Annotated in this window: 24 protein-coding genes; 14 read left to right on the top strand and 10 right to left on the bottom strand. The window is 40.5% G+C overall.

The window, feature by feature from the left end; all coding sequences use genetic code 11:
• Positions 1 to 245 precede the first annotated feature (245 nt).
• From frr to AB6735_RS16050, 4 genes are all read left to right on the top strand, one after another.
• A complete protein-coding gene (frr, locus tag AB6735_RS16065; protein WP_370996863.1) occupies positions 246 to 809 on the top strand; it encodes a ribosome recycling factor in 564 nt (187 codons plus the stop codon).
• Between the two features lie 74 nt (positions 810 to 883).
• Entirely contained in the window at positions 884 to 2,650 is a 1,767-nt protein-coding gene (locus AB6735_RS16060) for an ABC transporter ATP-binding protein (RefSeq protein ID WP_370996862.1), read from the top strand.
• A gap of 172 nt (positions 2,651 to 2,822) precedes the next feature.
• Positions 2,823 to 3,116, top strand: a complete 294-nt coding sequence (locus AB6735_RS16055) for a hypothetical protein (RefSeq protein ID WP_370996861.1) — start codon at positions 2,823 to 2,825, stop codon at positions 3,114 to 3,116.
• Between the two features lie 310 nt (positions 3,117 to 3,426).
• Complete coding sequence (locus AB6735_RS16050) at positions 3,427 to 3,999, top strand: transposase (RefSeq protein WP_370996860.1); 573 nt, start codon at positions 3,427 to 3,429, stop codon at positions 3,997 to 3,999.
• 90 nt (positions 4,000 to 4,089) lie between these two features.
• Here the strand turns inward: AB6735_RS16050 and AB6735_RS16045 are convergent, their stop codons facing one another.
• From AB6735_RS16045 to AB6735_RS16035, 3 genes are all read right to left on the bottom strand, one after another.
• Positions 4,090 to 4,524 (bottom strand): hypothetical protein, encoded by a 435-nt coding sequence (locus AB6735_RS16045; RefSeq protein WP_370996859.1) that lies wholly within the window; start codon positions 4,522 to 4,524, stop codon positions 4,090 to 4,092.
• Between the two features lie 76 nt (positions 4,525 to 4,600).
• Positions 4,601 to 5,326: a LytTR family DNA-binding domain-containing protein gene (locus tag AB6735_RS16040; RefSeq protein WP_166091457.1), complete on the bottom strand. Its 726-nt coding sequence runs from the start codon at positions 5,324 to 5,326 to the stop codon at positions 4,601 to 4,603.
• A 117-nt stretch (positions 5,327 to 5,443) separates the two neighbouring features.
• Complete coding sequence (locus tag AB6735_RS16035) at positions 5,444 to 6,484, bottom strand: sensor histidine kinase (protein WP_370996858.1); 1,041 nt, start codon at positions 6,482 to 6,484, stop codon at positions 5,444 to 5,446.
• Positions 6,485 to 6,782: 298 nt separating this feature from the next.
• Between AB6735_RS16035 and AB6735_RS16030 the strand changes: the two genes are divergently transcribed.
• The 3 genes from AB6735_RS16030 to AB6735_RS16020 are packed head-to-tail and all read left to right on the top strand — an operon-like array spanning position 6,783 to position 8,691.
• Positions 6,783 to 6,992 carry a hypothetical protein gene (locus tag AB6735_RS16030; protein WP_090471301.1) on the top strand — a complete coding sequence of 70 codons (210 nt, stop codon included), beginning with the start codon at positions 6,783 to 6,785 and terminating at the stop codon, positions 6,990 to 6,992.
• Positions 6,986 to 7,885 carry an ABC transporter ATP-binding protein gene (locus tag AB6735_RS16025; RefSeq protein WP_370996857.1) on the top strand — a complete coding sequence of 300 codons (900 nt, stop codon included), beginning with the start codon at positions 6,986 to 6,988 and terminating at the stop codon, positions 7,883 to 7,885. Before AB6735_RS16030 ends, AB6735_RS16025 begins: the two co-directional genes overlap by 7 nt.
• Before the next feature lie 5 nt (positions 7,886 to 7,890).
• Entirely contained in the window at positions 7,891 to 8,691 is an 801-nt protein-coding gene (locus AB6735_RS16020) for an ABC transporter permease (RefSeq protein WP_370996856.1), read from the top strand.
• Positions 8,692 to 9,122: 431 nt separating this feature from the next.
• Here the strand turns inward: AB6735_RS16020 and AB6735_RS16015 are convergent, their stop codons facing one another.
• Positions 9,123 to 10,493 carry an OmpA family protein gene (locus AB6735_RS16015; protein WP_370996855.1) on the bottom strand — a complete coding sequence of 457 codons (1,371 nt, stop codon included), beginning with the start codon at positions 10,491 to 10,493 and terminating at the stop codon, positions 9,123 to 9,125.
• Positions 10,494 to 10,632: 139 nt separating this feature from the next.
• Between AB6735_RS16015 and AB6735_RS16010 the strand changes: the two genes are divergently transcribed.
• The gene (locus AB6735_RS16010; protein WP_370996854.1) at positions 10,633 to 11,922 is read left to right on the top strand and encodes an aminopeptidase P family protein; all 1,290 of its coding nucleotides are present in this window, start codon (positions 10,633 to 10,635) and stop codon (positions 11,920 to 11,922) included.
• A gap of 83 nt (positions 11,923 to 12,005) precedes the next feature.
• Here the strand turns inward: AB6735_RS16010 and meaB are convergent, their stop codons facing one another.
• Complete coding sequence (meaB, locus tag AB6735_RS16005; protein ID WP_370996853.1) at positions 12,006 to 12,893, bottom strand: methylmalonyl Co-A mutase-associated GTPase MeaB; 888 nt, start codon at positions 12,891 to 12,893, stop codon at positions 12,006 to 12,008.
• Between the two features lie 403 nt (positions 12,894 to 13,296).
• Between meaB and AB6735_RS16000 the strand changes: the two genes are divergently transcribed.
• On the top strand, positions 13,297 to 14,352 hold the full coding sequence (locus AB6735_RS16000; RefSeq protein ID WP_370996852.1) for a glycosyltransferase family 4 protein: 1,056 nt from the start codon (positions 13,297 to 13,299) through the stop codon (positions 14,350 to 14,352).
• A gap of 46 nt (positions 14,353 to 14,398) precedes the next feature.
• Entirely contained in the window at positions 14,399 to 15,460 is a 1,062-nt protein-coding gene (locus tag AB6735_RS15995) for a glycosyltransferase family 4 protein (protein ID WP_370996851.1), read from the top strand.
• Here the strand turns inward: AB6735_RS15995 and AB6735_RS15990 are convergent, their stop codons facing one another.
• Complete coding sequence (locus AB6735_RS15990) at positions 15,461 to 16,171, bottom strand: glycosyltransferase family 2 protein (RefSeq protein WP_370996850.1); 711 nt, start codon at positions 16,169 to 16,171, stop codon at positions 15,461 to 15,463. It abuts the gene before it with no gap.
• A gap of 190 nt (positions 16,172 to 16,361) precedes the next feature.
• Here AB6735_RS15990 and AB6735_RS15985 point away from each other — a divergent pair, with 190 nt between their 5' ends.
• Together AB6735_RS15985 and AB6735_RS15980 are read left to right on the top strand one after the other, a co-directional pair.
• Positions 16,362 to 18,227 carry an ABC transporter ATP-binding protein gene (locus AB6735_RS15985; RefSeq protein ID WP_370996849.1) on the top strand — a complete coding sequence of 622 codons (1,866 nt, stop codon included), beginning with the start codon at positions 16,362 to 16,364 and terminating at the stop codon, positions 18,225 to 18,227.
• Between the two features lie 37 nt (positions 18,228 to 18,264).
• The gene (locus tag AB6735_RS15980) at positions 18,265 to 19,068 is read left to right on the top strand and encodes a DUF5672 family protein (RefSeq protein ID WP_370996848.1); all 804 of its coding nucleotides are present in this window, start codon (positions 18,265 to 18,267) and stop codon (positions 19,066 to 19,068) included.
• On the opposite strand, the gene AB6735_RS15975 is transcribed toward AB6735_RS15980, so the two are convergent.
• The gene (locus AB6735_RS15975) at positions 19,065 to 19,982 is read right to left on the bottom strand and encodes a glycosyltransferase (RefSeq protein ID WP_370996847.1); all 918 of its coding nucleotides are present in this window, start codon (positions 19,980 to 19,982) and stop codon (positions 19,065 to 19,067) included. The genes AB6735_RS15980 and AB6735_RS15975 overlap by 4 nt on opposite strands.
• Before the next feature lie 160 nt (positions 19,983 to 20,142).
• Positions 20,143 to 20,814 carry a porin family protein gene (locus AB6735_RS15970; protein ID WP_370996846.1) on the bottom strand — a complete coding sequence of 224 codons (672 nt, stop codon included), beginning with the start codon at positions 20,812 to 20,814 and terminating at the stop codon, positions 20,143 to 20,145.
• 246 nt (positions 20,815 to 21,060) lie between these two features.
• Between AB6735_RS15970 and AB6735_RS15965 the strand changes: the two genes are divergently transcribed.
• The gene (locus AB6735_RS15965; RefSeq protein WP_370996845.1) at positions 21,061 to 22,788 is read left to right on the top strand and encodes a glycoside hydrolase family 3 protein; all 1,728 of its coding nucleotides are present in this window, start codon (positions 21,061 to 21,063) and stop codon (positions 22,786 to 22,788) included.
• Between the two features lie 11 nt (positions 22,789 to 22,799).
• Here AB6735_RS15965 and AB6735_RS15960 read toward each other — a convergent pair whose 3' ends face one another.
• Both AB6735_RS15960 and AB6735_RS15955 read right to left on the bottom strand, forming a co-directional pair.
• Positions 22,800 to 23,099: a type II toxin-antitoxin system RelE/ParE family toxin gene (locus tag AB6735_RS15960; protein WP_370996844.1), complete on the bottom strand. Its 300-nt coding sequence runs from the start codon at positions 23,097 to 23,099 to the stop codon at positions 22,800 to 22,802.
• Between the two features lie 11 nt (positions 23,100 to 23,110).
• Positions 23,111 to 23,344, bottom strand: coding sequence for an addiction module protein (locus tag AB6735_RS15955; protein WP_370996843.1), 234 nt, complete (start codon positions 23,342 to 23,344; stop codon positions 23,111 to 23,113).
• A 151-nt stretch (positions 23,345 to 23,495) separates the two neighbouring features.
• Here AB6735_RS15955 and AB6735_RS15950 point away from each other — a divergent pair, with 151 nt between their 5' ends.
• On the top strand, positions 23,496 to 26,666 hold the full coding sequence (locus AB6735_RS15950; protein ID WP_370996842.1) for an ATP-dependent helicase: 3,171 nt from the start codon (positions 23,496 to 23,498) through the stop codon (positions 26,664 to 26,666).
• Positions 26,667 to 26,696 lie beyond the last annotated feature (30 nt).

Genomic DNA, 26,696 nt, shown 5'->3' with positions numbered 1-26,696 from the left:
AAAGAAGCAAAAAGAAAGCTTCAACAATAATAACAACCTATATTATTTGTTGAAGCTAATCTAAAGGCAATGACGCATAGAGAAAAGAGATTCCCCTCTTTCCGCCGCAGGCGAAGAGAGGGGCGACGAGCGTTACCGATGTCGAGGTGAGTCGTCTGCGCCATACCCTATCCCCCGCAATTTGATTTTACACTAAGGCTAAGGAAAATGATAGATTTTATTACTTTTGTGAAAATTTAAAACCAATGAGCGAACTCATTAAAAAACAAGTGACTGATGCAAAGGCTTTAATGGATAAAGCCATTGAGCATGCCGATAGTGAATTGAATAAGATACGTGCTGGTAAAGCAAACCCATCTTTACTGGATGATATTATGGTTGATTACTACGGTACTCCAACACCGTTAAGCCAGGTAGGTAACGTTAATACGCCCGACGCACGTACCATTGTTGTACAACCCTGGGAAAAATCATTATTAAGTGCTATTGAAAAAGCCATTAAAGAATCGAGTCTTGGTTTTAATCCACAAAATGATGGTGTTATCATCCGCATCAATGTACCGCCATTAACCGAAGAGCGCCGCCGCGACCTGGTTAAGAAAGCAAAAGCTGAGGCTGAAACCGGTAAGATCGCCGTTCGTAACATCCGTAAAGATGCTAACGAGAAGATTAAAAAATTAAAATCAGAAGGTGTTTCTGAAGACGAGATAAAAGTAGGCGAGGCCGACGTTCAAAAACTAACAGACGCTTATATTATCAAGATCGATCAGCTTTCAGAAGCCAAAGAAAAAGATATCATGACGGTTTAAATATTAACCTTATGTCAAATTAAAAGGGAATGAGCTACTTAGCCATTCCCTTTTTTTATTTTTGGCGTACAAACATGAATATACTACTTTCTTACTTAAAAAAACACCGCATAGTAGTGGTGCTGGCACTGTTCCTGGCCGCCATGAACATTGGCTTTTCACTGCTCGACCCCTGGATAACCGGTCGTATTGTTGACCGTGTTATCGAAAAACGCAACACGCTCCAATACCAGGAATACCTTCACCAGGTATTGATACTTATCGGTGCTGCCATTGGCGTGGCCATGGTATCGCGTATAGCTAAAAACTTCCAGGATTATTTTACCAATATCATTACCCAAAAAGTGGGCGCCGAAATGTATGCTGATGGTCTGAAACATTCGCTCGAATTACCTTACCAGGTATTTGAAGATCAGCGCAGCGGCGAAACATTGGGCATTTTACAAAAAGTAAGGCTTGATTGCGAAAAGTTCATCACCTCGTTTATCTCCATTCTTTTTGTATCACTCATAGGGATGGTGTTTGTTATTGTGTACTCGGTAAGTGTGAGCTACCAGGTAACGCTGGTATATTTTGCCGCTATACCCATTATTACTTTTGTGAGTATGGCCATGAGCCGTAAAATAAAAACCATTCAGAAAAAGATCGTATCGGAAACCACCGCTTTAGCCGGTTCAACTACCGAGTCGTTAAGAAACATTGAACTGGTAAAAAGTTTGGGTTTAGCCAAGCAGGAAATTGCCCGCTTAAACAATACTACATACAAGATACTTGACCTGGAGCTTAAAAAAGTAAAATATGTACGCAGTATGAGCTTTGTGCAGGGCACTACGGTTAACCTGGTACGGAGCGTAATGGTAGTGGTATTATTGCTGCTTATTTTTAAGCAAACCATTTCGCCGGGACAATATTTTAGCTTTTTGTTCTATTCCTTCTTCCTGTTTAACCCGCTGCAGGAGTTGGGTAACGTGATCCTGTCATGGCGTGAGGCCGAGGTTTCACTGGGTAATTTTAAAGGCATATTAAGTACGCCTATTGATAAAAAACCCGAGAAGCCTGTGTTGCTGGAAAAGGTAAATACCTTAACCTTTAGGGATGTTACTTTTAAACATTTAACCGCCAACCGCAACGCGCTTAATCACATCAACTTTGAAACCAATACTGGTGAAACCATCGCCTTTGTTGGTCCGTCGGGCTCGGGTAAAACCACCTTGGTGAAACTGTTGGTTGGTTTATATCAGCCTTTGGATGGGGATGTTTTATACAACAATATTTTAAGCCGCGACATTGATTTGGATCAGCTGCGCGAAAAAATTGGTTTTGTAACGCAGGATACGCAGCTGTTCTCGGGTACCATTCGCGAAAACCTGCTGTTTGTACGTCCTGATGCTACCGATGAGGAATGTATGAATGTGCTGCAGCGTGCCGCCTGCCAAACCTTGCTGGCCCGTGCCGATAAAGGCTTAAGCACCGTAATTGGCGAGGGTGGTGTGAAGGTATCCGGCGGCGAAAAACAACGCCTTTCAATAGCCCGTGCATTGCTGCGCAGGCCTGATATCCTGGTGTTTGATGAGGCGACTTCTTCATTGGATTCCATCACCGAAGAGGAGATCACCGAAACCATCCGCAATGTATCTGAGCTGGAGAATCATATTACTATATTAATAGCCCACCGCCTATCAACTATTATGCATGCCGATTGTATTTACGTGTTGGAGAAAGGCCGCATCATTGAATCGGGTAAGCATCATGATCTTCTGAGTCAGAAAGGTTTATACTATGCCATGTGGCGCCAGCAAATAGGGGAGAAAGATACGGTTGAAGAAGTAGAGGTGAAGTAGGATATACCCTTTGATTTGTCATCCTGAGTGTAGCAGCGAAGGATCTGGTAGTGAATCATGCATGACGAAGAGCCTCAGGGTCCTCTGCGAGAGACCCTGAGGGGACAACCCGGGGAGGGGATTTGTTATTTAATAACGTTTCGTAAATTGGTTATACCTAAGATCGCAACCAATGAATTATTCAGAACTCAAAACCGTTGAGGAAAAGTTAGACATGGTTCTTCAATACGTAGTCAATATACCATCAAGGGAATTGCTTACAAGGGGTCAAATTGCCTCCAATATGGATGCCGTTCCTTACGAAAAAGAAATAACAGAAATCCTATTAAAACTATACAAAGATGGTTATGCCCATACGCAAAATGAGATGGGAATAGGATATTTCTACTCTAATTTTGATGGGCGAATATTTATAGATAACGGGGGATATAAATCTAAGGCTTTAAGAAGATGCCGCCGCTGTTGAATTTCAGCAGCGTGAGCTTGATCGACTAAGGAATGTGGATGATTTATCTGGTCGGAATCAAACACGGTTAAATTGTCTGACAGGGTGGCTTGTGTTTGGAACAATAGCGGCAGCTGTTGTTGGGTTTGCTCTTTTGACATAGCAGATTTACATTTTCTATCATCCCACAGCAATTCGCTAGAAGTGAAAGTAAAGATGGAAGAAGGCCTTCCCGTCCCCTCAGGGTCTCTCGCAGAGGACCCTGAGGTATCCGCATTGCATACACTTTAATTTGGTATTTCAGTGATGCTCAAATTATTTATATTTAGGCATGGCCATCAAAACCAATCATCAACTTATCGAAGCCACATGGTTTATAACATTTACTTGTTATAACTGGATTCCATTGTTTGAGATAGCTAAGGCCCATCATTTAGTGTACAATTGGTTAAAGTTGATTGCAGATAAGTATCAAATACAAACGCATGCGTTTGTGATAATGCCCAATCACGTGCATATCTTAATAAGAATTGAGAATGATTTGTTGAATCTGAATAAGATAATCAGCAATGGAAAGCGGTTTATGGCCTACGAACTTGTTAATTTATTGAAAGTAGCTAATCAGAATAATGTGCTTAACCAACTTTCTTCTGCTTGTACTTCGTTTGAAATAAGCAAAGGGCAACTTCATAAGACCTTTGAGGCTTCATTTGATGCGAAGCCTATTTATACTCGTGAATTTCTGTTTCAGAAATTAGATTATATCCATCATAATCCGGTGAGTGGGAAATGGAACTTATGCAAAGAATATACAGATTATCCCCATAGCAGTGCTTCGTATTACATCGATGAAAAACCGAATCCTTTTGTTTCCATTGTTGATTATCGGGATTATTGGATTTGAAGGATTCGAGAGCCACAGGGTCCTCTGCGAGAGACCCTGTGGGGACAATGGATCTGATGAGAACATACTGACGAAGAGCTACAGGGTCCTCTACGAGAGACCGTGAGGGGACAAATGGATCTGAGAGAACATACTGACGAAGAGCCTCAGGGTCCTCTGCGAGAGACCTTGAGGGGACAAAAAGTTATCTGATTTCTGTTTAAGCTCATCAGCTATTTCAAACTTATTGTTGCCCCGGGAGCGCATTTCAAGCACCAAAGCTTCATCAATAAGGGACGGCCTTCGGGTGCTGTACTTAGGCCCCCGTTTTGCCGGTAACAGGTCTTCCTCATTTCCAGATTGTTTGTACCGGTTGTAATATTTGAGAAAGCTTCGACGGTCGGTGTGATGGAATTCATAAAACTCCCTGGCCAGTTTAAAATTTGGGTGAAGGCCTTGTTTGACCAATTCGTAATCTTTGATTAGATAACGATAGGTTTGCAAATAATTGCGTTTCAGGGTCAGATCGTTCGTGTTAATACGCATAACTTTAAGTTACACTAATCTGTCCTCGAATTATCTGACCTTTACAGCAATGACGCTTTTTTATACCCTTCTCAGCTTAAATATTCTTATCCTCAATCATCCTGAAGAAATCATCGCGGTAAGTATCACCCACAGGGATAATCTTGTCGCCTATCTGGATGCGGCTTCGTTCTATGCTGTCGATTTTATTGAGCGCTACTATGTATGATTTGTGCACGCGGATAAAATGCTTTTCGGGCAGGGCGTCTTCCATTTTCTTCATGCCTTGAAGCGTGATGATGCGTTCGGCCGTGGTAAATATGGAGATGTAATCTTTTAGTCCTTCAATAAATAAAATATCGTGCAGATATACCTTTTGGATCTTGTGCTCGGTTTTAACAAAGATAAAATCGGTCGAAAAGTCATCCATTTGTACCGGCTCGGCCTGCTGAACAGTTTTAATTACCGGTTGTATAATACTTTGCGCTTTTTGAACCGATTTAAAAAAACGATCGAGGGCTATGGGTTTAAGCAGGTAATCAACCACATCCAGTTCATAGCCTTCCAGAGCGTATTGCGGATAGGCGGTGGTTAAAATCACTTTGGCTTTGCCATTGGAGATCTTTAAAAACTGGATGCCGGTAAGCTCGGGCATTTGCACATCTAAAAACACCAGATCGACATTACCACCCTGTACTATGGTTAGCGCTTCGATGGGATTGGTGGTGGCTTTTACCAATTGCAAAAAAGGCATTTTGGAAATATAATCTTCCAATATGTGCAGCGCTAAAGGCTCATCATCAACTACCAGGCATCGGATCATGTTGTAAAAATAAGTGTTCTAATGATTTATCGTTAATTTTTTTAGCCTAACCCCGCCCTCTCGAATGGAGAGAGTTCAAAAAATACAATTAAAAGCAATTGGAGAGTAGTTAAATATTTATAGTACAATAGATAATTCGCAGGTATAAGTATCAACTTCGTCCCTAATGTTTAAAGTGTGTTTATATGGATAAAGCAGGTTGAGCCGCCTTTGCACATTGTTTAAACCAATACCGCCTATAGTATCGCGGTTATGGGAGTGCTTTTTATTTTGTATGTAAAAGTGAAGCTTGCTCTCCTCTACATTGATCAATAATTTGATGGGAGATGTTACATCACTGGCCACACCATGTTTAAATGCGTTTTCGATAAATGCGATCAACAGTAAGGGTACAATTTGCTGGTTGGTTACTTCACCCATCACCTTAAAATCAATAAAGGCTTTGTTGCCGAATCGTATTTTTTGCAGGTCGATGTAATTATGTAAATATTGTAGTTCCTTACTCAGATCAACCTTATTATCATTACACTCATACAGCATGTACCGCATAATTTCAGATAGTTTCAGAATGGCTTCGGGCGTAGTTTCGGATCGTTGGTAAGCCAGCGAATAAATGCTGTTGAGGGAATTAAATAAAAAATGAGGGTTGATCTGCGATTTTAAAAAGGCCAGTTCGGCGCTCAGGCGCTGGTTTTCCAGGTCGTGCTGTATACGCTCATTCAAAAACCAGTCGGTGGTAAATTTAAGCACGGTGCTTAAAAAGATGAATATCAAACTGGTGAAAATGGTACTTAAAAAATAGGAGGGAAAGGAAATAACCTCGCCTTTCATACGTACCAATACATATTGCTTAAACATCAGTCCTACACCGTATTTGCCCAGGCCGTAAACAATGATGGTTATGATAATAAACAAGGCATAAGCCCAGTAACGTTTTTTATCTAAAAATTTGGGTATATAAATCAGGAAGTTAATATAAAACAAGCTGATATTGATGGCAGGATAGAGCAAAAACAGGATGAGCAGCTCCTTGTTGCTCAGTTTGGTATTGCTACGAGCCAGGGACAAAAAGAGCGATATGATGCCCAGCCAGAAAAGCAAATGCCAGAATATCTGCCAGCCTCTTTTTATAATACGCGTTTGTTTATCTGATGACATTTTTTTAGAGTGAAGAGCCGGGAGTCAGAAATCAAGAGTAAAAATCAATCCGGTATAATCGTCTTGGTTCTTGATTCTTATTTCTTGCCTCTTAACCACCGTCTAATTTAATATTTTGATGTGGATAAGCCGGTACAATTATATATAGTATTTTATTTTATCGATGAACGGGCATTTAAAATCGATGAACGGGTTAATGCGGTTAATTAACCGTTCATCTATAAACTCCGTGCGTTGGTCTAATACTTTTTAGCAGGTAAAATAAATAATATTCCTTTGTTGTATCAAAACACTCACGATGAAAACGCTTATCAAAAACTCGAATCCTTTTATCATGTTACTGATACCTGTAATGTTTGCCCTAATATTAGGTGTAAGCTATCAGTTTGAACAAAAAAAGGAATCGGCAATTGTTGGGGCATCCGTTCATGCCACATCATTGTTTTACAAAGGTGTTACCCTTGTTAAAACTGTTTGCTCAGTAGCCAAGGATAACCATGTATGGTAATTCGTACTGAAGGGCTATCCTTCAACTTCGGCAGTCAGCAGGTTGTTAAATCATTAAACCTGCAGGTACCCGAAGGAAGTATATATGGTTTTCTTGGCCCTAACGGAGCCGGGAAAACCACTACTATCAAACTCCTGTTAAACCTGCTCCAAACTCAACATGGCAGCATCCACATCTTTGAACAGGAACTCCAAAAAAATCGCATCAGCATATTATCCCAGGTGGGGGCGCTTATTGAACAGCCGGCTATTTATCAGCACCTGAGTGGGCGGGAAAATTTACTAAACAGAGCTTTACTACTACAAGTACCGGTTAAACGGGTCGATGAAATGCTTAACCTGGTGCACCTAAGCAATGCCGCGAATAAAAAAGCCGGCCAGTACTCATTGGGCATGAAACAACGCCTGGGAATAGCGCTGGCCCTGCTTACCGACCCTAAATTATTAATACTGGATGAGCCAACCAACGGCCTCGACCCGAACGGTATTATTGAGGTTCGTGAACTGTTGTTGAAACTGGTTAGCCAGCACCATAAAACGGTGTTTATATCGAGCCATTTGCTGGCCGAGATTGAACGTATGGCCACGCATGTAGGTATCATTGATGGCGGGCAATTATTGTTTCAGGGCAGCATTGAGGAGCTTGAGGCGCTAAGCCAGCCATTAATACGTATTGAAGCTGATAATACCGTTGACGCTGCCAACTTATTGAAACGCAAAAACTATCCGGTTGCGGATGTAACGGATGATTATGTGTATGTACCCTATACCTCCAAAGAGCAAATGGGCGATATCAATGCGCTGCTTGTACAAAACGAGTATGTTGTATTTAGTATCAGCAAGCAGCAAAAAGACCTGGAAAAATTGTTTTTATCCATCACCCAAAACGCCTGATCGCTATGAAAGGATTTATTTTATCATTCCGGTCAGAATTTTTCAAGAGCCGTAAAACGCTGGGTTTTTGGGCTGCTATACTGTTGCCCTTGCTAATTTGCCTGCTGCTGTTTGTTGGTTTTTATACCAAAAGCGAACGTTTGGCAGGTATGCCCCCCGCAATATTATGGATGCAGTTTGCCGGTGCAATTCTGGCTGTAATGGGTTCGCTGTTGTTACCCATGTTTGTTATTTTTATTGCCTACTCGGTAAATAGTATGGAGCATAAGGCAGATACCTGGAAAAGCTTATTTAGCCTGCCCATTTCACGCCTGAGCGTATACGCGGCCAAATACTTTTATGCCTTGTTCCTCATATTTTTATGTCTGGCCCTTTTTGTATTATTTACTATAGGCTTTGGTAACTTACTCAGTTTGGTAAAGCCAGAACTGCGCTTTGATAACTATCATATGGAAGATACGCTGGCTAAGCTTTATTTTAAGCTTTTCTTATCGTCATTGGGTATATTATCCATCCAGTTTTTACTCAGTCTGTTATGGTCTGATTTTTTGAAGCCGATGGGTATAGGTTTTGTAGCTACTATAATAGGTGTTATAACCGCGTCAAAAGGCTGGGAGTATTGTTATCTGTTCCCTTATGCGCATCCGATGCTGGCTTTAAAACTAATGCCGCATAAAACCATTAAAGGCGAAACACCTCAAATAGTCATCGATCTTTTTACCAAAGACATTTTTGTTGGTATTTCAGTCTCCGTGCTTGTTTTTATAGGCGGGTACTTTATTGTACTTAAAAAGAGTGTGAAATAATAGATATGCAGATTTTAGATGTGCAGATCAGATGTGCAGATTTTAGATGTGCAGATTGATCGAAGCTCTTCCCGATTAGAATAAACCCCCAATATTTCCAATAGATTCTGAAAATCCATCATTCGTTTAATCATGGCTCGGGCAGCAACAGGAGCCCGCCAGTCTCTTTTATATTCTTAATCTATAGCCATTGTTCAATTGAATAGGTGTGTGTCTCTATAAGGCCTATTCATGCCCTATAGTGTTGCGGTTATGTGTGTTAGCTGGAGTGTTATATACGCACCTGGTTTACTGTGATAGCTGAGTATACAACACTACCTTCAATTCGTCGTCAGTTCAAATAAGCACGTAATTGATCGGTCAATAAAAAAGGTATAAAACAAAGAAGGCTCCGGGTTATCCGGAGCCTTCGCAATAATATTTAATTGATATTATTTTTGTTTGAATTGAACGCGACGGTTTAACACGCGGCCTTCTTCAGTTGAGTTATCAGCAATTGGGTTGGTTTCACCGTAACCTTTTACTTTAACTTTTTTAGCATCAACACCTGAGTTAACTAAGTAAGTTTTTACTGAGTTAGCGCGGTCTTTTGATAAAGATAAGTTGTGAGCAGCAGTACCTTCAGATGAAGCGTAACCATCTACTTCAACAGATTTACCAGATGAACGTAAGTCAGCTGAAGTTGCATCTAACACTGGGTAAGATGAAGTACGTAATACTGAGCTGTCAAATTCAAACTGGATGTTTGAGTAAGCAGTAGCAGCAGGAGTAGCAGCAACGGTGTCTTTAGGGAATACGATAACGCAACCTGAACCATCAACTACGCTGCCAGCAGCAGTACCTGGGCATTTGTCAAACTGATCAGCAACACCGTCACCGTCTGAATCTTTTTTCAAATCATTAACAGCGTTTTCAACGTTGGTAACACGACCTTTCAAAGCTTCAACTTCCTGACGTAATGCAGCATCGTACAATTCGTCATACATTAAAGCTACTGGGTTAACCCACTCTAAGCTTGGTTTTGATTTTGAACCTAAAGTAAACTCTAAGCCAGCATAACCGTAGCTGTATTTATCTTTAGTTGGGTAACCTTTGTTAAGACCATCAAAGTTATCACCATCAACAAATGTTTCGGTGTAACCTAAGTTTAAGGCAACAACGTCACTTAATCTGAATTTAACACCTGCACCAACAGGGATAATCAGTTCCTTAACGAATTTGTTAGTACCTTGGCCTGGAGGCAAACCAGCGTGACCATCATAATCAATTACAGTACCGTCTTTGAAAGTAACTTTAGGTTGGTATAAAGCTAAACCACCACCGGCTGTAACGAAGAAGTTAACTGAATTTTTGCGTCTTAAGAAGTCAATTGTTGCAACGTTTACAACACCGCTTAAAGTACCTGACCAGAATTTGGTTTGGAAAGATTGAGCAGAGTAGCTGGCACCAGGTGCTTTAGAATTATCACCTTCTACTTTACCACCATGGAAATCCAATTGTAAACCAAAAGAGTGTGCAAGTTGCTCTCTGAATGAGATACCGTAACCTAACTGAACTTTATTGTGTGTAAAGTCGTTTGAACCACCAGTTGCAACTGAAGGAGCAGTAGCGCCAACGTTTACACCGATGCTAAACTTTTTGTACTGACCTAAACCACCAAATACCTTGGGGGTAGTAGTTTCAGACGACGTTGTAGTTGCTGTGGCTGTTTTGGTAGAATCCGTTTGTGCATTTACGATTCCCACAACCATCAAAGAAGCAAATGACAATGCGACTGTTTTCTTTAATGTAGAATAATTCATAGTTTTTAAGATTAAACGATTTTAATTGTGATTTTTTTTCAAATTTAGTAATTATGTTTGAAACCCTGACCAAACATTGTTCCAAAAATTGTAATAGTTATACAAATAAAGAAAAAAAAAAGATAATCAGCAGATAAATATGAAATATCCCGCAATCGATAATAGTTTATTTATTAATAATAGAAAAAATTTCGTCTCGAGAACAAAACATAACTCTTTGGCTATTTTCCATGCGAGCGATGAATTCCCCAGGAGCGGCGATCAAACTTTCCTGTTTAAGCAGAATCCTGATTTTTTTTATCTCACAGGTATCGACCAGGAACAAAGTATCCTCGTTTTATTCCCTGATTGTCCTAATAAAGCATACAAAGAAGTACTTTTTTTAAGACAAACCAATGAGCATATTGCTATCTGGGAAGGCCATAAATATACTAAAGAAGAAGCAAAAGCAGCCTCTGGTATTGAAAATATTTACTGGCTCAGTGAATATGAAACCATTTTACAAAATATTATTTATTACGCAGAGTATATTTACATCAATACTAACGAAAACGACAGGTATAGCCAGGCTGTGCCTTACCGTGATTTGCGGATGTACGAAACTTTAAAAGCAAAATATCCTTTGCATAAATATGAGCGTGCTGCAGTGATCATGCGCGATCTCCGCGTTGTAAAGTCACCTGTTGAAATAGCTTTAACCCAACAGGCGTGTGATATTACCAACGACGCGTTTATACGGGTGCTTAAATTTCTGAAACCTGGTGTTACCGAATATGAGATTGAAGCCGAAATTACACATGAATTTTTGCGTCAACGGGCCACCGGACATGCTTATCATCCTATTTTAGCTTCGGGTAAAAACGCTGTTGTGCTGCATTATACCGATAATAACCAGGTTTGTAACGATGGTGATGTTATACTTTTTGATTTTGGTGCCGAGTACGCTAACTATAATGCCGATATGAGCCGGTCTGTACCTGTAAACGGGCGTTTTACAGCACGGCAGCGTGCTGTTTATGATGCTGTTTTAAGGGTGATGCGCGAGGCCACTAAAATGATTATTGCCGCAACTAACTTGAGCGATTATCAGGAAGAGGTTGGCAAAATAATGACCGGAGAATTAATAGGTTTGGGACTGCTGGATAAGCACGATGTGGAAAAGCAAGACCCCAACTCCCCTCTTTATAAAAAATATTTTATGCATGGCACCTCGCATCATTTAGGTTTGGATGTGCATGATTTTGCCAGCCGGTACAAACCGTTTGAGGTGGGTAATATACTCACCTGCGAACCGGGGATTTATATACCCGAAGAGGGTTTAGGGATCAGGATAGAGAACAATATTTTAATTACAGAAAATGGTAACCGCGATTTGATGGCAGGCATCCCCGTTGAAGCCGCGCACATTGAAGAAATTATGAACAGTTAACCGGAGTTTGTGACAGTTTTTTTACAATAAAAACAATTTAGCCAAATCTTTCAATTGTTATTGAATTGTTAATTCATCATAAACTATACATAAGTATCTACAAAACTATACAGATTGAATTTTTCATCTTTTAAAGCTTCAACAACATCATGCTGAAGCTTTTTTTTATCAATATGTTGCATTAATTTTTGCTGAATGAGCTTGTATGCTTTTTCGGTCAGCAGTAATTCCCGGCGGTTATGCTGTGTTTTTGCCGGCGATTTAATAAAATTTGCAATTTCATGGATGCCCCCGGCTTGCGAAGCGATGGTTTTAAATATGGGAGGTTGCTCCCCCTGGTTTTGACCTATTATCTTTTTTAAATTATTGGCAAATACATCCGCATCTGCCCTGTCGGCTTTGTTAATGATGAAGGCGTCGGCAATTTCCATCAGGCCCGATTTAATATGCTGTATCTCATCCCCGGCTTCAGGCACCAGTACCACCAGGGTAATATCAGCAAGGCCGGCTATCTCAATTTCCGATTGGCCCACACCCACGGTTTCTATCAATACATAATCAAAGCCCGATGCTCGCAGTACGTCGGTCATTTCGATGGTTTTTGCCGATAAGCCACCTAAAGAACCGCGTGTGGCCAGGGAACGGATAAATACATTGGGGCTGTTAAAGTGCGAGGCCATCCTGATCCTGTCGCCCAGTAACGACCCGAAATTAAATGGCGAAGTAGGGTCGATAGCCAAAACCGCTATTTTGCTGCCATCGGCTAACAGCAGATCGATCAACGAATTAACCAGTGTGCTTTTACCTGCCCCCGGCGGTCCGGTTATGCCTACTATAGGTGCGGCTTTAGTGAATTTTAAATTCCTTAATAATTCAGCGCTGCCCTGCAGGTTGTTTTCAACAACGGTTAAGGCACGTGCTATATCACGAAAGTTATGATTATCAGGATTAATATATATGCTGTTACTCAATGTAAGTATTTTTATAATTTTTAATATTAAAATAAGGCTATTTAAATTACATAAATGACATGCTTAGTCAGTAATAATCACATGGTGTTTTATTAATTATCTTATTATCCAATGATAAAAAATTTTAATAACTACCTGCCTGTTTCCACTATTTAGCTGCATCAAAAATAACAATACTAATGTACCAAGTAATGAAGATCATAAAAAATCAAATGATCTGAGTATTACCACAAAAGCCGGTGCTGATGCCTGCTTTGCTATTTTAATAAGGTAATGCAGAAAAGCTTAATTCATCAAAACCGTATATTTGTTTTTTTAGCATTGTTTATAACAGATTGCCGGGTACAAATTGTAGTAGTTAGTATTGCTAAGACCCGGTTTAATATAAAATATCATTACCCATTTGAAACCCACTATACTCATTACCTTCGATTCGTTAAGACGCGCAACATCGGGCATGTTTTTTTTTGAAAGAAGCTTGGGCGATGAAATACTGAAGGAGAATAAGGGACGGTTCAGCGTATTCGGATATCTGCACAAAAAATCAATTTATTGGTTTCAGCAGCTTGCGGGTACTATTTTAATGTCGCCTTTGCATAAGGTGTTTTTCCCGGCATATAAGCAATTTGATCTGGTCCATTTTACTAACCAGTATTGTAAATTAAAACCTGCGCGGGTAAAAGCCAAAAAGGTGCTCACTATTCATGATATGAACCCGGTTCATGAAAAAACACGTTCACCGGCACGGTATAAAAAATACCTCAATCGCCTTGGCGGTTATATTGATAGCTGTGATAGGATAGTAACTATATCCAATTTTGTAGCAGGTGATATTATAAAGTATTATCCGCAGGCGGCCGGCAAGTTAACGGTTATTTATAATGGTGCCGATAAGCTTGTTTTACAGCAGCATCATGAACCGCCGTACAAACCAACGGGTAAATTTATATTTACTATAGGTAGCCTTGCTTCTAAAAAAAACTTTCATGTTTTACCGGCCTTGCTTCATGATAATGATCTGGAATTGATCATCGCTGGTAAAATAACCGATTATCAGCAGCGAATAATAGATGAGGCCAATAAGTATAACTGCGTGGATAGGGTAAAACTGATCGGTTTAATCAGTGATGATGATAAGGCCTGGTATTACAAAAATTGCGAAGCTTTTGCATTTCCGTCAATAGCCGAAGGTTTTGGGTTGCCCGTTATTGAGGCTATGCATTTTGGCAAGCCCGTTTTTTTATCAAAATATACTTCGCTGCCAGAAGTTGGCGGCGACGCGGCCTGGTACTTTGATAACTTTGAGCCCGAAACCATGCAGGCAACTTTTGCCAAAGGTTTGGAAGAATATGCAGCCAATAATATGGAGGCAAGCATCATGCAGCATGCGGCTAAATTTGATTGGGAAAAAACGGCCCGGCAATATCTTGATCTGTATACCGAATGCCTGGGCATGTAATTATTAAATAGATTAATTTTCGATACGCCCGGATAAATCAACGCTTATGAGTAAATCAACTGTATTGGTAACCCTCGATTCTATGAAATATCCCAACACGGGGTTATTTCATTTTGGCAAAAGCCTGGGTAAAGCGTTGATTAAGGAAAATAACCATAATTTTAAGCTTAATTATTACATTGATAAAACCGCCGAAAGTTACTTTACCGGTGGTGATGTTAAGTTAATTAAACGCGTTCCATTGCATAAGTTAGTGTTTCCTAAACGCAACAACTTCAACGTTATACATTTTACCGATCAGTTTTGCAGGCTAAAACCGCAAAAATTTAGCGGTAAAAAAATACTGACCATACATGACCTTAATCAATTGTATGAAGAAAGCTGGTCGCCTCAAAAACGTAACGAATATATGACCAGACTGAGAGGGTATATTGACTCCTGTGATCATATTGTAACTATATCAAATTTTGTTGCCGGTGAAATTTTAACTCATTTCCCACAGACTAAAGATAAGCTTAGCGTCATCTACAACGGTGCCGATAAGCCGGAATCTATAGATGGACATGCCCCTGTTTATCAGCCGCAAAAACCATTTCTATTTACCATTGGTATACTATCGGCGAAAAAGAATTTTCATGTTTTGCCGGCCCTTTTGCAAGATAATGATCTGGAACTGGTGATAGCCGGAATTGATAGCCCTTATAAAAATAAGATCATGGCCGAGGCTGAGAAATACGGCTGCCTTAACAGGGTCAAAATTACCGGCCCGGTAAGTGATGAGGATAAAGCATGGTATTACCAGCATTGTTCGGCTTTTGTGTTCCCGTCTTTGGCAGAGGGCTTTGGTTTACCTGTTATAGAAGCGATGCATCTTGGAAAACCGGTTTTTTTATCCCGGTATACCTCGCTGCCCGAAATTGGTGGCGACGCAGCCTGGTATTTTGACAGCTTTGAACCTGAAGCTATGCAGCATGTTTTAACAAGAGGAATGCATGAATTTCAGGAAAGGAAACTATCAGAAACTATAAAACAGCACGCAGGTAAATTTACTTGGGAACAAACAGCAAAACAATACCTGGAGTTATACGACAAGTGTATTGCCGGTTAATTAACCCCCTTTCAAAGTAGCTTTCAACAGCCTGAATATATAGCGGAGCCCAATTTTGTAGCCAAAGTTTTTTAATATTAAAGCTGTTTTATCTTTTTCAAATGGTCCGTCTACTTCAGTTCCAGATACACCCAGATGGTTAAATTTGGCAATGATATGATCCTTGTAGACAAAATTAAAAGCTTTGTCTTTATAGCATTGCATATTCAGGGCATAATCGGCTGCAATTTTATATTTGGTATTAAACTGATATTTATCAAAAACAGCTTTGGGGTAAATAATGGCCTGATGATAAATGCCGCCTTTGGCCATGTAATACGGGCTTACCTCGCCAGATCTTTTGATGCCATCAGATAAAACATTGCCATAGTATATCACATGAGGGTCATTTAACTCCTGTGCCATATCAGAAAACTCCGGAAATAGCTCATCGTCAGCGCCTAAAAAATAAACCCAGTCGCCTGTAAGCTGCTTTACAGCTTTATTCATTGCGTCATATATGCCATTGTCTGGCTCACTTTTCCAATAGGCTATGCGCTGGGTATTATTTTGCAGCAATTGCACGGTTCCATCTGTGCTTTTACCATCAATTATAATAATGTCAATGGTGGGGTACTGCTGACTATAAATGCTGTTGAGGCATTTTTGTAGCGTTTTAGCTGCATTATAAGTAACAATGATTACGTTAATTTTTGTGTGGGTATTTTGCACGCCTATTTGATCAATTGAATTGTAAAAATACAATTCGATTAATTAAATCAGGTAAGTTTAAAAATCGGGTTGCGCAAATGATGTATTGCACGCTGAAAAATAGTGGTTTTAAAGTACATGAGGCTCATCAAAACAACATCAATAAATATTGCTCGCATATAGTTACTTTTGCACTCTTATAAAATTTTAAATGAAGACTTATTTCAGACTTCTTTCCTTTGCCAGACCTATCGGTAAGTTTGCCGTTCCATATATTGTATGTACTATATTTTCGGTGATATTTAATACACTTAATCTTGCTTTACTGGCGCCACTGCTAAAAACAATTTTTAACCCGGTACCTGCCGGACAGGTATTGAAAAAACCAGAACATTGGATTGATCTGTTGGAGAACTTTAACTATTATGCGCATTTTGCCAACCAGCAATATGGTACTTTAGGTGCTTTAAAGTTTGTTTGCGTGGCCATTGTAGTTTCAGTATTACTAAGCAACGTATTCCGGTATTTTTCGCAACGGATCATGGAGAGCTTACGGATTTATACTCTTTTAAATTTAAGGCGAACTGTTTTTAATAATGTTATGAACCTGCACCTCGGCTATTTTAGCAATGAGCGCAAAGGTGATATCATTTCAAAAATTGCTGCCGATGTACAAGTAGTGCAATTTTCGGTTACAGGTACTCTCCAGGTAGCATTTAAGGAGCCTTTTCAGCTTATAGCCTATCTGGTAGCATTATTCGCTATTTCGGTAAAGCTTACTTTATTTTCCATGCTTATTATTCCAGTTTCAGCATTTATTATTTCAAGGATAGTTAAACGTTTGAAAGAGCAGGCAGTGGAGTCGCAGCAAACTTATGGTAACATGATCAGCTATCTGGACGAAGCCTTATCCGGCATAAAAATTATAAAGGCTTTTAACGCGATACCTTTTATCAAAAACAGGTTTAACCATGAAAACGAAGAGTATTCCAGGATTACCCGTTCCATGGCTAAAAGGCAGCAAATGGCATCGCCGGTTTCTGAATTTTTAGGAGTTTTGATGGTTTCGGGTATAGTTTTATACGGCGGTTCATTGATCATCAATCATACAGGTTCATTAACCGCCGAAAAATTCATCATTTATATTGCCATGTTTTCGCAGGTAATGCGTCCGGCAAAGGCCATATCTGATTCGTTCAGTAATATCCATTCCGGCATAGCTGCCGGTGAACGCGTGCTGGCACTTATTGATGAAAAGCCACAAATAACAGATGCTCCTGATGCCGTAGCAATAACTGATTTTAGCAAAAGTGTAAGATTTGAAAACGTATCTTTTGCGTATAAAAACAAGGTTGAGCCAAATTACAAGGGCGTTGACCCGGAACCGGATAAATATGTACTGAACAATCTCAATCTCGAAATACCTAAAGGTAAAACGGTAGCCTTGGTTGGCCCGTCAGGCGGAGGTAAATCAACCCTGATGGATCTGTTGCCCCGGTTTATTGAACCACAGATGGGTACTATATATATTGATGGTATCAATATACAAGCGGTTACTATGGAATCATTAAGGGCACAAATGGGGATTGTGAACCAGGAGTCGATATTGTTTAATGACACCATATTTAATAACATAGCCTTTGGCAAAACAGGGGTAACGCAAGAAGAGGTTGAAGCTGCCGCGCGGATTGCCAATGCCCATAATTTTATCATGGAAACGGAAAAAGGCTACCAGACCAATACAGGCGACAGAGGGACAAAACTTTCGGGCGGGCAGCGGCAACGGATCTGTATTGCCCGGGCTGTATTGAACAACCCACCTATTATGCTGCTTGATGAAGCTACCTCAGCATTGGATACCGAATCTGAAAAACTGGTGCAGGACGCGTTAAACAATTTGATGAAAAACCGTACTTCGCTTATCATAGCACACCGCCTCAGCACGATACAAAATGCCGATATTATTATTGTATTGGAGAAAGGCTGCGTAGTTGAGCAGGGCTCACACCTCGAACTATTGCAAAACAACGGGCTGTACAAGAAACTGATAGATATGCAAACTTTTAATGCCGATTAATAAATAGCAGGTAAAAGTTAAATTAATCTTTACAATAATGAACAGTGCAGTTATTGTTATTCCGGTTTATAAGCTCGAATTATCAGCGTATGAAAAAATTGCGCTCATGCAGTGCCAGGCCGTGTTATCAAAATATAACATGGTATTGGTGAAACCCAAAAGCCTGGAAATTGATTTCAAGATTGATGATATCAAATTTTCAATGATATCATTTGACGATCATTATTTTGAAGACATACATGGTTACAACCGTCTGATGTTATCGGCCAGTTTTTATGAAAGTTTCCGCGAGTATGAATACATGCTTATTTATCAGCTGGATGCCTTTGTATTTACAGATCAGTTGGATTGCTGGTGCGTTGAGGGATATGATTATATAGGTGCTCCCTGGTTTGCCGTTAAAGACCCCTCCAATATTTTTGATGAATTCATAAGCCGGATCAAGAATTACCTCTATGTAAGATACAATGTAAAGTACAAGGATGGTATGCCCAAAATTGGTAAGCAACTGGCCGGCAGAGTAGGTAACGGAGGGTTTTCACTCAGAAAAACCGAAGTGTTTACCAAATATTGTATTCAATACAAATCACTTATAGATTATTACTGCTCATTACGGCACTCCTGGTTTAACGAGGATATTTTTTGGAGTATTGAACTCAACCGTAAAAAGAAACAACTCAAGATACCGAAATTGAAAAAAGCCTTAGGATTTGCCTTTGAAACCCGTCCCGAAAAAGCTTTAAAAATAAGTAATGGCCATTTACCTTTCGGATGCCATGCCTGGGATAAGCATATTGATTTCTGGCGCCCGTTTTTTAAAGCCTACGGATACGAAATTTAACCATCTGCAAGTTGTTTGCTATTTAGTCTGGTCTTATCTAAAGTGAGATATTTTTTAAGGATATAAAAATTCAGCTTCAGGAAAAGCTTCAGATCAAGCGCTAAGAATTTGTTATTCTTCCAAAGCATATTGAATGCTGTAGAAATGGGATATTCAAATTTAATCAGTTGCTCTATAAAGGCTTTAAATGTGTTTTTTTCGATATAAATAACCTGCCTGGGGGTAAGCGGTTCAATATTTACAGGTAAATGTTTGCTCCATTTATCATGCAGTTTTAAATTTTCTTTCATCCATGTACCGTCGTACCGTCCTTCCGAAAGATGGTCGAGTAAAACCTCAAACGTAACAGCAACCTTATATTTTTGGCCAACCGATAAAGAAAAATCGATGTCATATCCGTGGAAACCCCAGAAGGTATTTTCATCAAACATGATTTCTCTCGCAATTTTTCTGGTGGTGCAAAGCCACACTCCATCAACACAAGCTACCTCGGATATTGACTCGTTGTTAGGATTGCGATTAATATGTTTGGTTTTCTTTTCCTTATACTTAAATGATTGTAATAAGTTAGTATAGGTAGTGTCAATGCCTGTGCCTCCCCAGCCAGAAGGTGTAACAGGTTTATAGCTACTGCCGGCAACACCAACTAAGCCTAACTCCGGATCGTTATGAAATAATTGAACGGTTTTTTGCCCCCAGTTATCGGTTTTAATCAGCACGTCTTCGTGCATGAAGCATAAAATATCATACCGGGCCTTTAAAATTCCCCTATTGTAAACGGAGCAGATTCCCTGTTGGCCATCGCTGTTATCGGTGGCAATAATTTCATATGGAACACCGATGGTTGCTGAAATATTTTCACTTACTTGCTTAAGGAGATTTTTATTGGCCGAACAAATAATTACAGATATCATAGGGAAATGGCAAATGTAAGCTATATTAATAGTTAATTAAGTTAAATAACTCTTTACGCGAGTTTTTGTTATGCGCTAAAACCATAAATACGCAAAATGCTGTAGGTTTGCTACAGCATTTTGTGTCATTTTTGCAGGAAAATGTTTAATAATATGCAATTTATTGAAACTTAAATCCTAAGCCAATTTGCCAAACCTGGTTACGAAAATCGGGTAGGTCGGCTTCATTAGAGCTGTTCCTGGAAAGGTCAATGTTGTAACGGCCCCTGATCTCCACATTGCGGTTAATATCAAAACTAAGGCCTACAACACCGGCAACATAACTTTGATCACCTTCGTGCCCATCATAGCGGGTTTCTACATTGGTGCCAAAGTCACGGTAGGTGTCTCTTTGCGAAGTTAAAAAGGTAAGCTGAGGGCCGATTAAGAAATTAAATCCAGGTACGATCTTGAATTTTGCCAGTAAGGGAACGTCGATATAGTTGGTACGTTCGGTAAAATGGGCATTTTCAAGGTCGGCACTGTACCCCTTTTGCGAAAATAATACTTCGGGTGCGAATGAAAAATAATTTGTAACAGGAACATCCAGTGTAAGTCCCACATTGAAGGCCGCAATACTGTTTGAGCTAAAACGGGAATCATAAGCATCAAGCGAATTTGCAACGTTGAGACCAGCGGTAAAACCCACTTTGATCTGATTCTCATTATATGGTCTGCGTTGTTCATGCCTTACATAGCGGCGTGGTGGCCTGCGGTAAGGGCCATTATAGTTTTGCGCGCTGGCAGCGCCGGCTGCAAATAAACATATTGCAAAAAAGATAAATTTTTTCATTTTTTATTTGTTTTTAACGGTAGCAGAACCAATTACAGATGTTTGTGTTTTATGAATAGGATCTGTAACTGTTCCTTAATTAATTTAATTTATACATGTATAGATTGAAAATTTATACAAAGGTTTATTTTGAATATCCAATAATTCGTGTTAAACATCAGGAGAGTTGTATTTCTTCATGAAATCTTCAAAAATCCCGATACTTGTTGCTGATTACCCAATACTATTTTATACTACATTTGAACCATGCCAAAATTCAATAACGGTGTTTGCCGCACTTTAATTATAGCACTTCATTTTATTGCGGTTAATGCTTTCGCCCAAAAGACAAGCTATATACAAAGCCTGAATACACAGAACCGCTGGGTTGATTCTGTGTATAACAAACTAAGCCGCAAACAAAGGGTGGCCCAGTTGCTTTTTGTAAGGGCGCATACCAATAAAGGCAAAGCCTATGAAGATTCGGTAGCCCGGGTAATTAATGAAGAGCAGATTGGCGGTCTGGTGTTTTTTCAGGGCGGCCCAGGCAGACAGGCTACCCTGGTTAATAAATACCAAAGGCTGGCACAGGTACCTTTGCTTATTTCTATGGATGGTGAATGGGGCCTGGGCATGCGCCTGGATTCTACCATATCATACCCCTACCAAATGACGCTGGGTGCCATACAGGATAATAACCTGATATACAAAATGGGGCAACAGGTAGCTTATGATTTTAAGCGCCTGGGGATCCAGATTAACTTTGGGCCCGATATGGATGTCAACAACAATCCCAATAACCCGGTGATCAATTATCGGTCCTTTGGCGATAATATGTATAATGTGGCCAAAAAAGGGATAGCCTATTTTAAAGGTATGCAGGATGCCGGTTTGCTCACCACGGCCAAACACTTTCCGGGGCATGGCGATACCAATGTCGATTCGCATTTTGATCTGCCTTTGTTGCCCTACAATCGTGCCCGCCTGGATTCGCTCGAGGAATATCCTTTTCGGGAGGCTATTAATGCGGGCATCAGCGGTGTAATGATAGCACATATGAGCATCCCTGCACTGGATAGTACTAAACGCTTACCATCAACCTTGTCGCGCCCCATCGTAACGGGTGTTCTTAAAGATTCATTAAGGTTTAAAGGCCTGGTGGTATCCGATGCTATGGAGATGAAAGGGGTTACCAAATATTTTCCTAACGGCGAGGCCGATGTAAAAGCTTTTTTGGCGGGTATTGATATTATTGAATTATCAGAAAATTCAGATCGCGCTGTTAAGCTCATCCGCCGGGCCATACGTAAAGGTTTGATCAGTCAGGAAGAATTTCAAACTAAAGTAAAGAAGGTACTGGCGGCTAAATACTGGGCAGGTCTTAACCGCCGGCCACAGGTTTCACCGGTAAATTTAAGTGAAGACTTGAATCGCCAGACTGCGAAGGACCTGGTACAGCAGTTGAGTGATGCCTCTGTAACTTTGTTAAAAGGTAACTCGGCGGCGCTGAAGCTGAACCCGTTCCTGAAAACAGCCATCGTGAGCATAGGGGTTGAAGCGCCTACCGTTTTTCAGCAGGAAGTAGCTAAAAGTTTTCCGAATTGCCGCATATTTATCGTGGCTAAAAATGCTCCGGCAATAGAAGTGCGAAATATCATGAACTGGGTAAAGCAATATAACCAGGTAATTGTAGGCATACATGATACCCGTTTGCGCCCGCAAAGTAAACTGGATTACAGCAGTGACGTACGCCAAATGATAACCGACCTTGCTGCCCGCAAAGGTGTAGTAATGAGTGTTTTTGCTAATGCTTACACTATTGCCGGTTTGCCTGGCATCGAGAAAAGCAATGCACTAATGGTATGTTATCAAATGAGTCCGGAACTGCAAAGGTCGGCAGCCAAAGTAATTGCCGGCACACTAAAGCCAACGGGTAAATTGCCGGTGAGTGTAAATACGTCTTTCCCTACTGGTGCAGGGCTGGGTTTGCAGTAGGAATAAAAGTTTTATTTTCTGAATTTCTTGTTTGGATTTCGGCTGATATGAAATATTGCAATGATCAGAACCTGTTTTAAGTTTTCATCAATAGTATAAACAATTAAAAAAGGGGATTTTTCTGTTAACGCCTGATGAAATTGATTATATTCAGCTTTATAGTGGTATGGATTTTTACAAATCTGATTTAGCTTTCTTTTTACAGATGTTTCAAATATTGCACCCAAGTCTTGTTGCTGTTCTTCGTACCAGACAAAAGCGTTTGCGAATTCCTGTGATGCTTCTTGTCGAATTTTTAAATCATAGCTCATCAGAAACGGGCTTATTTTAATAAAGCCTGTTTTGCCATAGCTAAAGTTTCATCCCAGGTAAATGAGTGGCCGATCCCGTTTTGATGATCATTAAATCTCTTATCCAACTCATCTCTTTGAGCTTTGGTAAGCTCATGATTTTCGGAAATTTCATCTTGTAACAAAGTATATATGGCTTTCAATTTATCATTTTCCGCAGTTTCTATATAATTATGCAGTTGTTTTTTAATTTGTGAGGTACGCATATATTCTACTTTTAACAAAGTTAAAAAATATTAATGTATAATATCCATGTTAGGTACTTAAGACAGATTGTTGGTTTATTTATAAGAAAAAAGCAACATTTATCTTATCAATTGTCATCCCGCCCTTCCTTTCTTATCTTTACTAAACAATATGCAATCAAATCTTCATAAATATAACGATAAATTTCAAGCGGCTTTGGCCGGATTAAACCCCGAGCAGTTAGCTGCTGTTAATAAAATGGATGGGCCGGTACTGGTAGTGGCAGGACCGGGTACGGGCAAAACACAGATACTGGCCGCCAGGATAGGTAAAATATTAACCGATACCGACGCCCTGCCCAGTGAGATACTGTGCCTTACCTATACCGATGCCGGGGCGGTGGCCATGCGTAAACGCCTGTTTGAATTTATTGGTCCTGATGCCTATCGCATCAACATATATACCTTTCATGCTTTTTGTAACGAGATTATCCAGGAAAACCTGGAATATTTTGGCAAACTGAACCTGGAATCATTATCTGATCTGGAATCGGCGATGCTGTTCCGTGAGCTGGTTGATGAGTTTGGGAACGATCATTTGCTTAAACGCTTTACGGGAGATATTTACTACGATACCAAGCGTCTTAAAGATCTGTTCTCAACCATGAAACGGGAAAACTGGGACGTTGATATGATAACAAGGGCTGTTCAGGAATATCTGGACGATATCCCCTATCGTGAGGAGTTTGTGTACAAACGGGCCAATGCTAAAACCGGCATTAAAGTTGGCGACCCTAAACAGAAAGATATTGATGCCGCCCATGAAACTATGAGCAAACTACTGGCAGCTGTAGGTGAATACAAAAACTACGATGCCAAGATGAAAGCCCGCGGCCGGTATGATTATGACGATATGATCATCTGGGTGCTCAAAGCTTTCCGCGATAATGAAGAGATACTGCGTAAATACCAGGAACGCTACCAGTATATTTTGGTTGACGAGTTTCAGGATACCAGCGGTTCGCAAAATGAGTTGCTCCGGTTTTTACTAAGCTACTGGGATGTGCCTAACGTTTTTGTAGTAGGTGATGATGACCAGTCTATCTTTAAATTTCAGGGTGCCAATATGAAAAACATCCTTGATTTTGCTACCGATTATGTGGATACCCTGCACACCGTGGTATTGAAGCATAATTATCGCTCCAATCAGCATATCCTGGATATTTCAAGAGCCCTTATTAATAATAATTTTGAAAGGTTAACCAGTCAGCTCAATCTGGATAAGGAGCTGCGCGCCTCGCACAGTCGTTTTGCCGAGCTGACTGTGGAACCGGTGATCAACGAATACGAAAACCCCGACCAGGAGCTGGTGAATGTATCGGCACAGATCAAAACATTGATCGATAAGGGTACGCCGCCGGGCGAAATCGCGGTGATCTATCGCAATCACAGCCAGGTGGAAGAGATGATCAAATATCTCGACATTCAGAAGATTGCGGTAAATACCAAGCGCAAGATCGATATCCTGACCCAGCCCTTCGGCGAAAAGATCATCAACATCTTACGCTACCTGGCTATGGAACTGGATTCACCCTATAGTGGCGATGAGTTGTTGTTTGAGATCATGCACTATGATTTTTTTAACATCGCCCCCATTGAAATTGCCAAGGCCAGCATTGCAGTAGCCAAAGAAAATTATGGTGCCGTAACGGGCAATAAACCCAAAACTTCTATCCGTCGTTATGTGAGTGAGTTACGCTCCCCATCACAAACCGACCTTTTTACCCCGGATAAGGTTACCGCGATGAAGTATCTTATTAATGATATTGATGAGTTGCTGCAATCGGCCGTGAGCAAAACTTTGCAAGCGCTTTTTCAGGATGTAATAGCCAAAATGGGGATACTGCGTTACATTATGCAACAGACTGATAAGGGCGGCCACATGCAAATGCTCACCAGTTTTTTTGATTTCCTGAAGGATGAAAGTCGTAAGAACCCCGAAATTAAGCTCACCGAGCTGATAGCCACCATTGAACTGATGAAGAAGAACGGGATCAGGCTTGATCTGAACCAGGTGATCTTCTCAGATAATGGAGTTAACTTTTTAACTGCTCACGGTTCCAAAGGCCTGGAGTTTGAACATGTGTTTTTTATAGGCTGCGACAAGCGTACCTGGGATAGTAAGGGTCGTAACACCGGCTTCAGTTACCCCGATACGCTAACCCAGGCCGCCTCCGATGATATCGCCCAAAAAGAAGAAGGCCGGAGGTTGTTTTATGTAGCGATAACCCGGGCTAAGCAGCATCTTTATATCTCCTATGCTAATAAAGATAAAAAGGCCAAAGACCAGGAAGCAAGTCAGTTTGTGGGCGAGATACTGGCCAGCACCGATCTGCAGGTCCGCTATCCAAAGGTGACCGAAGAAGCCATGCTCGGGTTTTATGCAACCCAATTTAGTGAGGCCGAAAAACCAAAGGTGGAGCTGCTGGATAAAAATTACATCAACCTGCTGCTGCAAAACTATACGCTGTCGGTAACGCACCTGAGCAGTTATTTGGATTGCCCGTTGCGGTTTTATTTTCAGTGTTTGATCAGGGTGCCATCGGGCAAAAGTCCATCGGCTACATTTGGGCAGGCGGTGCATTGGGCGCTTAATAAAACCTATAAATTGCTCAAGGACAATGATAATGAGTTCCTGTCGACCGAGCAGTTTATGAATGAGTTTCGCTGGTATATGGCCCGCAACAAGGATTCGTTTACCAAGGATGAATATAAATTGCGCGTAGCCTACGGCGAAAAGATCTTGCCAGTTTACTATGAAAAAAATGTAAACCATTGGAATAAGATAGCTATCACCGAACGCACCATCAAAAATATTGAAATAGGAGGTGTGCCCATTAAAGGTAACCTGGATAAGATGGAGTTTGATGGCAAGCATGTAACCGTAGTGGATTACAAAACGGGCAAACTCAAAAACGCCAAAGACAAGCTGTTAAGACCTACCAATGATTTTCCTAATGGCGGCGATTACTGGCGTCAGGGGGTTTTCTACAAGATACTGGTGGACCATGACCGTACCAATGATTGGGAAGTGGTAAGCACCGTTTTTGATTTTGTAGAACCGGTAAGTGAAGGCGAATATCACCGCGAAAAATTTGTGATCACCCCTGATGATATGGACGTGGTTACCGGGCAGATCAAAGATACCTATGCCAAAATAATGGCCCATGATTTTAACACCGGCTGCGGTAAAAAAGAATGCGACTGGTGTCATTTCGTGAAAAGCAATTTTAAGCAAGCAGACGAAATGTTACAAACCGCGAGCGAGGAAGAAGAGGAATAGGTTCTGTAGCATATTAGGAGACACATGTAA

This window comes from Mucilaginibacter sp. RCC_168 (assembly GCF_041355315.1).
Lineage (GTDB): Bacteria > Bacteroidota > Bacteroidia > Sphingobacteriales > Sphingobacteriaceae > Mucilaginibacter.
This window is presented reverse-complemented; position numbering and strand designations above follow the sequence as displayed.